Origin of the sequence: Bacteroides sp. D1 (assembly GCF_000157095.2) — a bacterium.
Lineage (GTDB): Bacteria > Bacteroidota > Bacteroidia > Bacteroidales > Bacteroidaceae > Bacteroides > Bacteroides xylanisolvens.
The window spans coordinates 1-13,452 of record NZ_JH114331.1 but is presented as its reverse complement, the minus strand read 5'-3'; the positions used below and the strand labels follow the sequence as shown (position 1 = coordinate 13,452).

The following is a 13,452-nucleotide window of genomic DNA, read 5'->3' as shown; positions in this document are numbered from 1 at the left end:
AAAGTATCAAAAAACAGGTATTATGTCATTAAGTAATCTTCTCATCATATTTTCGTCATCGTTTATGGCGCTGTTTCCGGTGATAAATCCTTTGGGGAATGGTTTTGTCGTCAATGGATTCTTTACAGACCTCGATCCTCAACAACGGAAAGCAGCCATTCAGAAGCTGACGCTCAATTTTATAATGATCGGTGTAGGGACATTGGTGATAGGACATCTGTTTCTATTGATTTTCGGTTTGGCTATTCCTGTTATTCAGTTAGGAGGTGGAATATTGATTTGTAAGACGGCAATGGAGCTGTTGGGCGATTCAGGTTCGTCTGATAAAGAAGAAGCCAGTAAGAATGTAGACGGTTTCAGATGGAAAAACATCGAGCAGAAGATATTTTATCCCATCACGTTTCCTATCAGTATCGGACCGGGCAGTATATCGGTTATCTTTACTTTGATGGCGTCTGCCAGTGTTAAAGGCAAATTGTTGCAAACTGGGATTAATTATTTGGTCATTGCGCTTGTCATTATTTGTATGGCGGCCATCTTTTATGTATTCCTTTCACAAGGACAGAGGTTTATTCAGAGGTTGGGACCGGTGGGAAATCAAATTATTAATAAGCTCGTAGCCTTTTTTACTTTCTGTATCGGTATTCAGATTTCGGTGACGGGTATATCCCAGATATTCCATCTGAATATACTCTAATTGAACGGTGAGATAAAAGCGATAGAAATTATCTGTTTTTCTTTGTTTTCATGGCTTTCAGGGTGTTTTTTCGTACGGAACGGATAGCGGGAACCAGTAAGTCGGGCTCCATGATTTCCAGTATTGTGCGTAGTTCCTGTTGTAGTTCCGGGATGGAGCGTGTCAGTTGATAAGCCAGTTTCATGCAGAGCGATTGCACGCCCGGTGGTTCCTCGCGGGATATCATGCGTTCCATGCAGAAATCGAGGAAATCCACTCGTGGCGGATCGGCGGCAGGTTGCTGGCATATCAGGTTCAGGATCATTCTCCGTTTTCCCGAGTGTGGGCAGGTCATGGCAGCGTCGATCAATTCTTCTTGTTTCCGGCTCAACCATGCTACATCTGCCTTTGAGAAATGAGTACATACCCACAATGCCTGATAGGAGACGATAGCGTCTTCATCGAATATCAGTTGGTAGATTTCTTCTCTAAGCCGTTCATCATCCTGTATAAAGTGGAGTACCTCTCTGATATCTTCAATGTGTACTCGTTCGGATAATCTTGCACGTAGGTTCATGTAGCTTTCGTTTGGGGGAAATTAATCTCTATTAGCGGAATCAGCTTCCGGCAGTTGCAAATGGAGAATAGGGAAAGGTTTGCCCATGCTGTCCGTTTCATCTCTGCCGATGATTTGGAATCCCAAATGGAGATAGAACTGGAGTGCTTTTTCATTCTGCTCGTTTACGTCCACCTTATCCATATGTTTTTTGTCTCTTGCATATTCCATTAATCGTTTGCCATATCCTTTTCCCTGTTCGTCGGGGTGTACGAATAACATTTCGATCAGTTCGTCGCTCAATCCCATGAAGGCGGCCATCTTTCCGTTGGCATTCCGGATAACAAAAAGTTCAACAGCGGGTAGATAATGCTTCCGTACCAGTGGTTTATAGAACTGGATATGTTCTTCCGTCAGGAAATTATGCGTGTGGCGAACGGACATTTCCCATACATGGAGGATTTCATCATAGTCTTCCGGAGTAGGTTGGGAGATGCCGGGCAGGTAGTAGCACTGGTGGTCGTAGATGTTTCCGTTGTAAGTCAGTTCTGCCTGATGAAGTGTACCTTCATAGATGAAACCGTTCTTTTTCAGTACTTTCTGCGAACGTTTATTGTGCGGATAACAGGTCGCTGTGATGAGGCTAAGCCGCAATTCTTCAAAGCCATAGTTGAGGACACCCTGCACTGCTTCGGTCATGTACCCTTTGCCCCAATGAGATTCGTCGAGCCAGTAACCCAACATTCTCACTTGCGGATTTTCGCGTTTAGGATCGGGGATAATTCCTACCGAACCGATTAGCTGTTTTGTATCTTTTAGTATCACTGCCCATATTCCCTCTTGGTTGATAAATGTGGAATGAAGTATCCGGCGGGATTCATCCAACGTACGATGGGGTGGCCATCCGGCATTGTTTCCCAAATTCGGGTTCTGGCAACAAGCAAAGAACGCTTCAGCATCTCTTTCTTCGAAAGGGCGGAGAAATAAACGTTCTGTATGGAGCGTCACGGGGGGAATATTTTCTATGTCAGTTTCCTGTCTTGCTTTGTTTTTCGATTCGTTTGCAGTTTTCCGATATACGCACTCAATCCGGTTTCCGTCAGGATCGAGGACTACACTTTCAAAGTATCCGTCTCCCGAAGTACGCGGTTCGCCGGCGATGGTATATCCTTCCGAACGCATTTGTTCGGTGAAGCGTAATACTTCTTCCTGGCTGGGGAAGGTGAAAGCAAAGTGTGTCAGTCCAACCCTGTTTTCTTCAATGGGAGTGTTCTGTACATCTGTACGGCTCATCAGTTCCAAGTCTGTTCCCTCTCCAAAGGAGATAAAATAGGACTCGAATCCTTTCTTGGGATTGATATATTTTTCGTTGCTTTTTCCTCCGAAGAAGCGGACATAGAACTCTTTTAGTTCTTCCAGACGAAAAGTCCAGATAGCGATATGATGTAGTTTCATATAAATGAATTTTCTAATTTCTATTACTTTGTTTCAATCTTCATTCGTACCGAATGTACTTTGTCTCCATCTTAATGCTGCACTACATATTCGTAAACGATACGGGAAATATCAGCGATAATTTTACTGTTCGCTTGATTATTTTCTTCAGAATCCTTCACGAAGACAGCTATACTATAAGTACGTCCACCGGGCAAAAGAACGAAACCGATGTCATTACAACCGATTTGTTGTCCTTTCGCATTAAGATCTCCCGTTCCGGTTTTATGACCTACGGTTACTTTTTTGTCGAGCAACGGAGCAACCAGACGGTCTTGTCCGGTTTGACATTCTATCATTGTTTGAAATATGAAGTCTTTGTACACTTTGGGAAACAATGGCTTCTTACGGAATATTTCCACTAATTCGGCTGCGGCTAACGGAGTAGTCCAATTTTCATAACATAGGTTCAAGTCTTCGTGCATGGCAGTTTCCGTACCGGCAATGGCACATTCCCGAATTCCCAGTGAATGGATATACTTGTTTACGGCATTCGGACCTCCCTGATAATCAAAAAGAATATCGCAGGCATTGTTGTCACTCTGTTGGAGTGTATATTTTAGCAGGTCGGCAATACTCATTTCAATTCCGCCCTGCGGATATTTATCTCGTAGCGGACTGTAAGTATCCGGCTTTAAATCCGATTTTTTAATGGGTAACCGGGTTTCCAGCGATTGCCTCTGTTTTCCCATATAATCGGCCAATGCTAATGCTTGATGAAACTTGAATACGCTCATCAGTGGATAGTGAATATCATTATTGACAGTTACCGTATCTTTCCCATCAATGATGACGGCTATTCCTATTTCGGCCTTCTTTCCCTTGATGGCTTCTTTCAACTGTGTCTCAAGTTGAGTTTGTCGAGCAAACAGGAGGGTGGGGACCAAACAAAGAAATACTATGAATGAACGCATAATCAATTTCTCTTTTAACGGGTTACTAATTCTCTATTGAAATCATATTTTCTATTGAAGTCACAAAGGTATAAATAGTAATTGCCTTTGCAAATTCTTACTTGAAATTTATAGTTGTATAATGAATATGTAGAGTTAGTTTCTTAATTTTTGTAGTAATAAAAATATTGATACAGAAATTAGGTTTACTATTTCATTTATGTTATTTTTGTGATATCTTATTACTGAAATATATACTATGTAAATATTTGGAAGTAGTAAACACCATTAAAAAACAAAACTAATATGAGCACTTTTCGTTCTATAGAAGAACTTGTCAAAAGTCTGGACAGGGAGAAAGAACTTCTGAAAGAAATGTTTGCCAAACGGAAGTCTCTTTCGTTCCGCTACGATTATGCGCTTGAAATGACAGAGTACAAAGAAGAGCGTATCCGTTATCTGATTGACTATGGGGTTATCCGGGATACTGGTGACTTTCTGGAAATGGAAGATATCTATCTGAAATTCTTTGAAGATGTGCTCGAAGTAAATGAAGAAATCAATGTTTCTTTCGTGCAGGATTACCTGACGCGACTGAATGAAAATATTGACTATTATCTGAAAGAGAATAACGAGCAACGTAAATACAACTACCAGCGTGAAGTGAAACGCTGTCTAAAAAACATCGCTCTGACTACAGTCCGCAATGTGATGGACTTGAAAAGGAACATGGATAATACTTATAAGAACGAACCGAATTATAAGATAAAGAAAACCAAACTCGTCCGGCTTGATGAGAAACGGAACAATATTGCTCTGCTGATCCGTAAAAGTGAGGAATTGATAGACTACGGACAGCCTATTTTCTTCCGAGTGGCGATGGACGTACAGATGCGGAATGTAGTAAGTGATGTAAAACTTCAGCTAAATGACTCGTACCATAACCTGATTGAAATCCAGAAACAAATCATCCATTATCTGAATCTGATAGATTATCAGAACCGCATCTTTGAGAAAGTAAAGAAGTTGAAGTACCTGAAAGACCAGTTCTTGTTGGAAGAACATACAAGTATCCGTTCTGTTGCCGCACAAAAAAATCCTGTCTGGATGGAGCCGCAGGTCGGTTATCGCATCAAGCTTTCCATTGATAATCTACGGACTTCCGATGAGGCTTTTCAGATTTTGAAGAAACTTGTCGCGCGGCAGAGAAATTCTCCGAAAGGAATGAAACAACTGGCAGATGCCATTCCGGAAGGATACCTGGATGGGCAGTCGCAAATGATAGATACCGTAAACTTGCAGGAAGTGCATAATTCATTTATGGCGTCCAGCACCCACCTGTTCTCTTTTGTGATGAACTATCGCTACCGGAAAGAGGTGACACGTGGAGAGAAATTAATCTTTTTCTGCCAACTGGCATCACAGTATGCCGACGAACTTCGCTTTACGGATACTTATGAAATCTCCGATGAAGTGGAATACCCTTTAATATATGCCAAATGATGTATGCTGAATGCTAAAAACAGATGACCATGAAATACACTGAAGAAATATTTAATATACTTAGCAAAGGGGGATTCATTTCTTCCAATAGTGTCTCTACCCAAGTGAAACGCTTGTATGATGCCATTGAGGAAGATTTGCCCGATTATTATGATTACTATAAAGGTATCGGTTTCTATTTGGAAGGCGGTGACGGTTATTACTACTTTACTCGCAAGGAATCGAAAGTCGATTTGGAACGTAAACTGGAAGCAATTCAGAAGTGGATTGATTACTTGAGTTTCCTGAAAACCTATCATTCGGCATTCGGCCCGGGCTTTCTGTTTCGTGCTGCTGATATTGAGATTCAGATAGGATGCGATATCGAACTGAAAGAAAAGGCAACTAAACTGTTTTCGGATAAGAAGAAATATGATGAAGTAGTCGGCAAACTGCTGAAAGAACTGGAGAGTATAGGACTGATAGAGAAAGAAAACGAACTTGACGGGACGTATAAAGTATTGTCGGCTTTCCATTATATGGAGGACTTGGTTGATTGTATCACAATTTCAGAGGAGGTGCAAGATGAGATACCTGAATAAGATTATTTTTCTGAACAGTGCCCATATTCCGTATGCGGAAGTGAAGTTGGATGGGAACGTACATTTTATAGGTACGCAAGGTGTCGGTAAGAGTACGCTGCTCCGTGCCATCCTATTCTTTTATAATGCTGACAAACTAAGACTAGGCATTCCGAAGGAGAAGAAAAGCTTCGATGCTTTTTACTTTCCATACGCCAATTCTTACATTATCTATGAAGTGATGCGGGAGAATGGGGCGTATTGTGTGGTAGCTGCCAAATCCCAGGGACGGGTGTTTTTCCGTTTTATTGATGCGCCATTCCAACAGGACTGGTTCATTGACGAACACAATGTGGTACATTCCGAGTGGGGACGCATCCGCGAACATATCGGTTCGAAGATTCAGATTACTGCACAAGTGACTAGCTATGAAATGTATCGGGACATTATTTTCGGTAATAACCGCAAGCATGAAATGATACCTTACCGCAAGTTTGCCATTGTGGAAAGTGCAAAATATCAGAATATTCCCCGTACGATACAGAACGTCTTTTTAAATTCCAAACTGGATGCTGATTTTATAAAAGATACCATTATCCGTTCGATGAGTGATGAGGATATCTCTGTCGATTTGGACTTCTATCGTAGCCAGATAAAGGAATTCGAGCAGGAATACAGGGACGTGATGCTTTGGTTTACAAAGAACAAGAATGGAGAAGTGCCTGTCCGGAAGATGGCGGAGAAAGTAATGAACGCCTATCGTGACTTGATTTATACTCAAAAGCAGATTGGTGAAGGGCGTGCGGAGCTTAACTTTGCGGAGAAACAGGCTTTGCATGAGATTCCGTTAGTGAAGGAAGAACAGGCTAAAGCGGAGACGGAACGTGAACGGTTGCTGCGGCTTATGGGTGAACTGCAACAAAAGTACACCAATGAGCGTGATGGCTTGATTAGGGATATAGGTATAATAAACGATTTGCTCAAAAAGATACGTGAGAAACGTCTGCATTACGAGCAGATGCAGATTGAAGAAATCATCAAACGGGTATCTTGCGAAGAATTACTGATTCAGGAACTTGAACAAGTCCGGAATATGAAATCGGAACTGACAAGGGCTTATGAGGACGTATTGAGTAAGTACCGATTGCTGTTTGAGAAACTGGAAGCTGATTTCCGTACTTTTGAGAATAGCCAGCAAGCACGGATAAATGCTCGGAATGCGGAGATTGCCGGCAAGCAGGAAGAATTGATGCAACAACTTCGTGTGGAAGAAGAGAAAGTAAGGGCAACGCAAGAAGAGAAAGTGCAGACTGTGGATAATCGTATCCGGCAGTTGCGCGATGAACAGGCACAGTGTAACCTGAAACTTCAAAAGGTGAAATACGAACATCCCCATCAAAAGGAAATGTCCGATTGTGAAGACGGCATCAACGAACTGCGCAAAAAGGACAAGGAACTGGAACATAGCATCCGTCAGCAACAAGGAGAAATAAAGCAGTTGAGGCAGGAGTGTGAATGGAAAGTGAAAGAGTTGAAATGGGAATTTCAGGCAAAGATGGAGACCGTTCGTAAAGAACGGAGCGCGATTGAAGAACAGTTACAAACATTGGATGCCTTGATTGAGAAACGAAAAGGTTCTTTGTGTGAATGGCTGGAGAAGAACAAACCGGATTGGCAGGAGACGATAGGCAAGGTGGCGGATGAGGAACTGGTGTTGTACAACAATGAACTGCAACCTCAATTAGTGAATAAGGAAGCTACTTTGTTCGGCGTTTCACTCAATCTGACAGCAATCGAGCGTTCTGTCCGCACTCCCGAGGAAATGAAGCAGGAGCGCGACAGGCAACAAGCAGCCCGGCAACTCTGTACCGACCGTCTCACCCGACTGACGGAAGAAGAGGGGGAAGCTGTTTCTTCTTTGGAGAAGAAGTATTCGAAGCAAATACATAGTATTTTGGAAGAACAACATCTGATGGAAGCCGAGCGAATGCAGATTCCTGCAAAATTGAAGAATTTGCAGGCTGATTACGCCTCATGGAAGACGAAAGAGGAGGAATGGAAAAGAGCTTGTGTCGAAGAATTACAGGCGCAACTGAATGATATCGGTCATCGTCTTTATGTGGCGGAAGGCGAGAAGGAGAAGCATTTGGCGGAACGGGAAAAACTGTTGAAAGCTTGCCGGAAAGTGTATAATGACAGCAGGACGGAACTCCGGAAGGAACTGGAGGAGTTTGTTGCCGGCATTCAGCAAGAGATAGAGCGGATGAAACAGCAAACTGCGGAGCGGAAAAAGGAATTGAAGCAGGCGCAGGAGAATGAATTGAATGGAAAGGGTGCTGATACGGTCACTATCCGCAAGTATGATGACAGGCTTGCCGAAATAAATAAAGAATTAGATTATATAGGTAAATCCCGCCCGCAAGTTCTTTATTATGAAAGAGACAAGGAGGAACTGTTTGATAAAGAACCTGCTACGCGAAGCCGGAAGAAAGAACAGGATGCGAAGCTAGTTGCATTGGACGAACGTTTCGCTCTGAAAAAGGAGAAGTTGCAGGTTCAGAAAAAAGGGGCGGACGAGCACCTCGACCGGATTAACAAGGAATTGCACTTATTGGAGGATGGATTGAATAAAGTGGATATGTTCCGGAAAGATGAAACTTTCTGTCCGCCTTCTGTGACAGAAATAGGAGAGAAGCCTACCCGGAAAAATTGCGATGTTATTGTGGAAGAGTTGAAGTCGCTCATCGTATCCACTATCAGAAAAACAGAAGAATTCAAGAAAGCGGTGACGCAGTTCAATGGAAACTTCTCGTCAAAAAACACGTTTCATTTCCGTACGGAACTGGTTGGAGAACAGGATTACTATGATTTCGCTTCCAATCTGTGCGAGTTTGTGGATAATGATAAGATTTCCGATTATCAGAAACATATCAGTGAACGGTATACGGATATAATCCGCCGGATTTCGCAGGAAGTGGGAGGACTGACCCGTAATGAAAGCGAGATACACAGAACAATAAAGGATATCAACGACGATTTTGTCAAGCGGAATTTTGCCGGAGTAATAAAGGAAATAGCTCTTCGCCCGCTTCAGAGCAGCGATAAACTGATGCAGTTATTGCTGGAGATTAAACGGTTTAGCGATGAGAACCAATATAATATGGGAAAGGTTGACTTGTTCTCGCAGGATTCCCGTGAAGATGTCAATGCGGTGGCTGTCCGGCATTTGTTGTCGTTTATGAAATTCCTGCTCGACGATCCGGGACGCAGGCGGTTGGCGCTTGCCGATACATTCAAACTGGAGTTCCGCGTGAAAGAGAATGATAATGACACGGGATGGGTGGAGAAGATTGCCAATGTAGGTTCCGACGGTACGGACATTCTGGTGAAAGCCATGGTCAATATCATGCTGATTAATGTATTCAAAGAAAAGGCGTCACGTAAGTTTGGTGACTTTAAAATCCATTGTATGATGGATGAAATAGGCAAGTTACACCCCAACAATGTGAAAGGTATTTTGGACTTTGCCAATTGCCGGAATATTTTGTTGGTAAACAGTTCTCCCACTACTTACAATGTGGAAGACTATCGTTATACCTATTTATTGAGTAAAGACGGGCGGTCAAATACCCAGGTTGTCCCATTGTTAACCTATAATAAGATAGAAAAATGAGTGGCAGTTTATTTACATTGGCAATGGCGAGGCTGGTTCTGAAAATGCTGGGCGGTGAGCTCATACCTTACACAAAGTTTGATGGACTGATAGCAAATAGATTAATGGATGAGGGAATCATCACTATTGTTCCCCGAGGGAGTAAGCGTAGTTTTCGTATGATTGACCCGGAAGGATGCCGTATCTACATCTCCCAGAATTATACTTCCGGCATGGAGCTGGAAGATTGGATTGAGATGAAGAACTGTCCGGATGAAGTGTCACGTTCGGAGCAAGTGGCGAAGGCGGGGGACTCTAAATTGAGATATACCCGTACGTTCAAAGGTTTTCTCCTTAATTGTTATACGCCTATAGAAGCTACGTTTCATGGCGAACCATGTGTGCTTTCTCCTTTGCAAGGCACTTCTATTTTCATGCAGGATTACGAATATTTCCGTATTCCTGAAGATGTTGTAGTAGTGGGTATAGAGAATGGAGAGAATTTTCAGCATATCCGTGCCCAAAAGTACTTGTTTGAAGGAATGAAAGTTCTTTTCGTGTCCCGTTATCCGCAATCGAAGGATTTGTGTAACTGGCTAAAGATAATTCCCAATCGCTATATTCATTTCGGAGACATAGATTTGGCTGGCATTTCTATCTTTTTAAATGAATTCTATGTCAAATTGGGCAACCGTGCGGAATTTTTCATTCCTGCGGATGTGAAGAAACGCCTCAAGGACGGAAACCGGCAGCTTTATGATAATCAGTATTTGCGTTATAGGGCTATGTTGGTTTCTGACGAACGTTTAAGACCATTGGTGGCAATGATTCATAAATATGGGAAAGCGTATGAACAAGAAGGATATATAAAGTATTAAATTAGTCATATGATTACGCTGGATAATTTTGAGAACTTTGTCCCCTATAAGATATTGATGCGCGGGGAAGAGTATTATGATACAGATGCCGTTTCCGAACTGGAAGAAACCTCACCCGGTGAATGGACTGCAACCGTAGAGGGAACGGATGATTATAATGTAGAAATATCTATGAACGGAAAGGAAGTAGAATCCTGGTACTGTGATTGTCCGTATGATGGAGAAATCTGCAAGCATGTCGTGGCAGCACTTCTGGCAATTCGTGATAATAATAAACGAGTAAGTCGTAGTGCATTTTCAAAAATGAGAATAGTTACAAAGGAAGAAGAGGTTGTACAGCCCGATGTGGACATCAAACAATTGCTGTCATTCATTAGTCCGCAAGAAATTTCTACATTTATCAGTGAATATGCCTCAACGAATCCGGAATTTAAGGCGGCGCTTTTGAAGCGTTTTATATTCAAGGAATCGTCTTCGACATCAAAGGGAAAAGATTATAGAACGGAAATCCAAAAGATTTTTAATAGTTTCGGTGACAGTAAAAAGTCTCGTTATCATAATCGTTATAATGATTACAGTCGTGATTGGGAAACTGTTTTCAATCGAATGGATGTTTTTCTGAAGAAAGCGGACTTCTTTTTGAGTCTGGGAGATATGGATAGTACTATTGCCATAGCTCTTCAAACACTTCGTTCTATCGGTGAGAATTATGAGGATGAATTACTATATATTGACGATGATGATGACTTTGGCACTTCCCTTTATTGTGAGCATGCAGGAGGTTTACTCATGAAAGTGGTTGGACATCCTAAAACAACTCAGAAACAAAAGACGGATATTCTACAGGAATTACGTCAGATTGCTGAAATATCTACTTATCGAAACTACGGAATCTATGATATAGATGAACTTATGATGCAAATCAATCTTTCGATTCAGCCGACAGAAAAAGCCTTGGAATTGATTGATGGACTTCTTGAAACAAGAAAGGACACTCATGATTTATATCAGTTAGTTCTTCGCAAAGTCAACTTGTTATTGGAGCAGAATGAAGAGCAAAAAGCGAATGAAACGATCCGCCAATATCTTTATCTGACTGAAATACGGGAGATGGAGGTTGAAAAATTGATTGTCCGTTGCCAATACGATGAAGCCATCCGTTTGCTGGATGAAGGAATAGAGATTGCGAAAGAAGATATATATTCCGGTACCGATAGTAAATGGTTGGAAATAAAATTGAAGATTTGCGAGACGACCAACCGGACTTCCGAAGTAGTTGATACATGTCGTCTATTGTTTGTGACAGGCAGGGATAAACTGACATATTACAATAAACTCAAAACTCTGATTCCGAAAGAACAATGGAAGAATTTTCTGGATGCGATGATGAAGGAAACAGAATTTAGTAACTATTTTTCTTTCGGTGGAAGTGCTGAAGCTGATATCTATGTGAAAGAACAGGATAATGAGCGTCTGTTCACCTTGTTGTCATCAACTAGATATGATCAACTGGAAGCATTGATGCGGTATGCTCATTATTTGAAGGATACTCATTCGGAACAGCTGATTGCTATGTATACTTCTTCGTTGAATGACTATGCCGAACGGAAAATGGGACGGAGGAATTATGAATTTATCGCACAAGTGTTACCGTGCATACATAAACTAAAGGGAGGACAGACTGCGGTGAAAAACATAGTAGCGGAATTTCGGATAAAATATAAACGTCGTCCGGCAATGATGGAAGTGTTGAAGGATTTTTGAAAAGATTTTATTATAAGTTTTTTCCATCTCTGTAGTTTAGGGATGATAAAGTTCGTACCTTTGTAAAGGTACAAATAAGAATGATAATGAAGAAGTCTATAAAACGTTTACCCAAACGTACACAGGAAGAATTGACAGTCTTGCTGGATTTAGTGTGTAAAAACATCGAGAATTGTCAGATGGTTATCCTGTTCGGGAGTTATGCAAGGGGAAACTATGTTTTATGGGACACTAATATAGAATTTGGTGTTCATACTTCCTATCAAAGCGATTATGATATTCTTCTTGTTGTGACCGGGCAGACTAAATATGTGGAAAGAAAATTGAACCGTATTACGAATAAATATCATGACTTGTTTGCAGACCGTCGTCATGCTTTTCCACAATTTGTTGTAGAACATATTAATACAGTAAACCGTAATTTGGAAATCAGCCAATATTTCTTTACAGATATAGTAAAGGAAGGAATTATGCTTTACAATAGTGGTAAATGTGAATTGGCAAAACCGCGAAAGTTGAGTTTTAGAGAGATTCGGGATATTGCGCAGAGTGAATTTGATAGGTTGTATCCTTATGCGTGTGACTTTTTGGGTGTTGTGAAGGAATATTTCATGCCTAAAGAACAATATAACTTATCAGCTTTCATGCTTCATCGGACTTGTGAAAAATTATACTATACTATCCTGATGGTTTTTACGAATTATCTTCCAAAAACTCATAAAATTAAAGAGCTTAGTGGGATGGTAAAACGTTTCTCACAGGAATTGACCACAGTCTTTCCTCAAAATACGGATGAAGAGAAAGAATGTTTTGATTTATTATGCCGTTCGTATATCGAGGCTCGTTATAACAAAGATTTCAGTATCTCACAAGAACAACTGGAATACCTTATTGCCCGCATAGATATTCTGAAAGATATTACTGAACGCTTATGTAAAGAGAAGATTGTGGAATATGATACAATGCCTGAATAATTGTTCCCTGTGAAATAAGTCGGTGTCGCATTTATAACTTGAACTTAGGTTCAGCTCTCTATGAAATGAAAAACAAAATATATCTGTCATCTGTCACAGATTATAATCTAACTTGCAGAGTATAAGTACTTAATGCTGTGACAGCACAAGGTGACAGCAGTGTGATAGCAATAATGCTGTCACCTAAAAAAACAAATACAAAATAAAAACGCTGTTCGAAAATGAATAGTATTAGGTAAGCACTCATTGTATGGCTCTTGTTTATCCTATCAGTCAGCTTTACCTTTGCACAGAACTTAAAATTTTATTCTTATGGACTCTACTGATTGTTTTTTAGAGATTCTTTCTGCTTATCAGTCATCCGACAGTGGTTGCCAAGTCTCTCTTTTGGAGTATTGCCATCGTTTTGGCGTTGATTATTATAAATTCCTTGGCTGGTATCGTCATTACAAGTGTCAATTAACTAACCCCACTTCCCCTTCCGGTATGCAGCTGACTCCTA

General features: G+C 41.1%; 10 protein-coding genes and 1 pseudogene. 8 read left to right on the top strand and 3 right to left on the bottom strand.

Translation table 11 applies throughout. The features are described 5' to 3' along the window. Window positions 1–22: 22 nt before the first annotated feature. Window positions 23–697 carry a MarC family protein gene (locus BSAG_RS21340; protein WP_004304823.1) on the top strand — a complete coding sequence of 225 codons (675 nt, stop codon included), beginning with the start codon at window positions 23–25 and terminating at the stop codon, window positions 695–697. Between the two features lie 28 nt (window positions 698–725). On the opposite strand, the gene BSAG_RS21345 is transcribed toward BSAG_RS21340, so the two are convergent. The 3 genes from BSAG_RS21345 to bla form a co-directional block, all read right to left on the bottom strand. Continuing rightward, complete coding sequence (locus BSAG_RS21345) at window positions 726–1,253, bottom strand: hypothetical protein (protein WP_008771182.1); 528 nt, start codon at window positions 1,251–1,253, stop codon at window positions 726–728. Window positions 1,254–1,274: 21 nt separating this feature from the next. Beyond that, a complete protein-coding gene (locus BSAG_RS21350; RefSeq protein WP_008771183.1) occupies window positions 1,275–2,687 on the bottom strand; it encodes a GNAT family N-acetyltransferase in 1,413 nt (470 codons plus the stop codon). Window positions 2,688–2,758: 71 nt separating this feature from the next. After that, window positions 2,759–3,640, bottom strand: a complete 882-nt coding sequence (gene bla, locus BSAG_RS21355; protein WP_008997291.1) for a class A beta-lactamase, subclass A2 — start codon at window positions 3,638–3,640, stop codon at window positions 2,759–2,761. Between the two features lie 285 nt (window positions 3,641–3,925). On the opposite strand from bla, the gene BSAG_RS21360 reads away from it, so the two are divergent. The 7 genes and pseudogenes from BSAG_RS21360 to BSAG_RS23745 form a co-directional block, all read left to right on the top strand. Then, window positions 3,926–5,122, top strand: coding sequence for a hypothetical protein (locus BSAG_RS21360; protein WP_004314780.1), 1,197 nt, complete (start codon window positions 3,926–3,928; stop codon window positions 5,120–5,122). A 29-nt stretch (window positions 5,123–5,151) separates the two neighbouring features. Next, the gene (locus BSAG_RS21365) at window positions 5,152–5,703 is read left to right on the top strand and encodes a condensin complex protein MksE (RefSeq protein WP_004308256.1); all 552 of its coding nucleotides are present in this window, start codon (window positions 5,152–5,154) and stop codon (window positions 5,701–5,703) included. Next, entirely contained in the window at window positions 5,687–9,355 is a 3,669-nt protein-coding gene (locus BSAG_RS21370) for an ATP-binding protein (protein ID WP_008771185.1), read from the top strand. Before BSAG_RS21365 ends, BSAG_RS21370 begins: the two co-directional genes overlap by 17 nt. Then, on the top strand, window positions 9,352–10,212 hold the full coding sequence (locus BSAG_RS21375) for a hypothetical protein (RefSeq protein WP_004314783.1): 861 nt from the start codon (window positions 9,352–9,354) through the stop codon (window positions 10,210–10,212). Before BSAG_RS21370 ends, BSAG_RS21375 begins: the two co-directional genes overlap by 4 nt. A gap of 9 nt (window positions 10,213–10,221) precedes the next feature. Then, window positions 10,222–11,976, top strand: coding sequence for an SWIM zinc finger domain-containing protein (locus tag BSAG_RS21380; protein WP_004314784.1), 1,755 nt, complete (start codon window positions 10,222–10,224; stop codon window positions 11,974–11,976). Between the two features lie 86 nt (window positions 11,977–12,062). Further along, on the top strand, window positions 12,063–12,950 hold the full coding sequence (locus tag BSAG_RS21385; RefSeq protein WP_004314785.1) for a HEPN domain-containing protein: 888 nt from the start codon (window positions 12,063–12,065) through the stop codon (window positions 12,948–12,950). 312 nt (window positions 12,951–13,262) lie between these two features. Next, a pseudogene (locus BSAG_RS23745) lies at window positions 13,263–13,452 on the top strand (hypothetical protein); the annotation flags it as partial.

Bases quoted from the DNA above. Each gene is read 5' to 3' on its own strand.
- BSAG_RS21340 (WP_004304823.1), top strand. From the start codon at position 23: ATGTCATTAAGTAATCTTCTCATCATATTTTCGTCATCGTTTATGGCG.
- BSAG_RS21345 (WP_008771182.1), bottom strand. From the start codon at position 1,253: ATGAACCTACGTGCAAGATTATCCGAACGAGTACACATTGAAGATATC.
- BSAG_RS21350 (WP_008771183.1), bottom strand. From the start codon at position 2,687: ATGAAACTACATCATATCGCTATCTGGACTTTTCGTCTGGAAGAACTA.
- bla (WP_008997291.1), bottom strand. From the start codon at position 3,640: ATGCGTTCATTCATAGTATTTCTTTGTTTGGTCCCCACCCTCCTGTTT.
- BSAG_RS21360 (WP_004314780.1), top strand. From the start codon at position 3,926: ATGAGCACTTTTCGTTCTATAGAAGAACTTGTCAAAAGTCTGGACAGG.
- BSAG_RS21365 (WP_004308256.1), top strand. From the start codon at position 5,152: ATGAAATACACTGAAGAAATATTTAATATACTTAGCAAAGGGGGATTC.
- BSAG_RS21370 (WP_008771185.1), top strand. From the start codon at position 5,687: ATGAGATACCTGAATAAGATTATTTTTCTGAACAGTGCCCATATTCCG.
- BSAG_RS21375 (WP_004314783.1), top strand. From the start codon at position 9,352: ATGAGTGGCAGTTTATTTACATTGGCAATGGCGAGGCTGGTTCTGAAA.
- BSAG_RS21380 (WP_004314784.1), top strand. From the start codon at position 10,222: ATGATTACGCTGGATAATTTTGAGAACTTTGTCCCCTATAAGATATTG.
- BSAG_RS21385 (WP_004314785.1), top strand. From the start codon at position 12,063: ATGAAGAAGTCTATAAAACGTTTACCCAAACGTACACAGGAAGAATTG.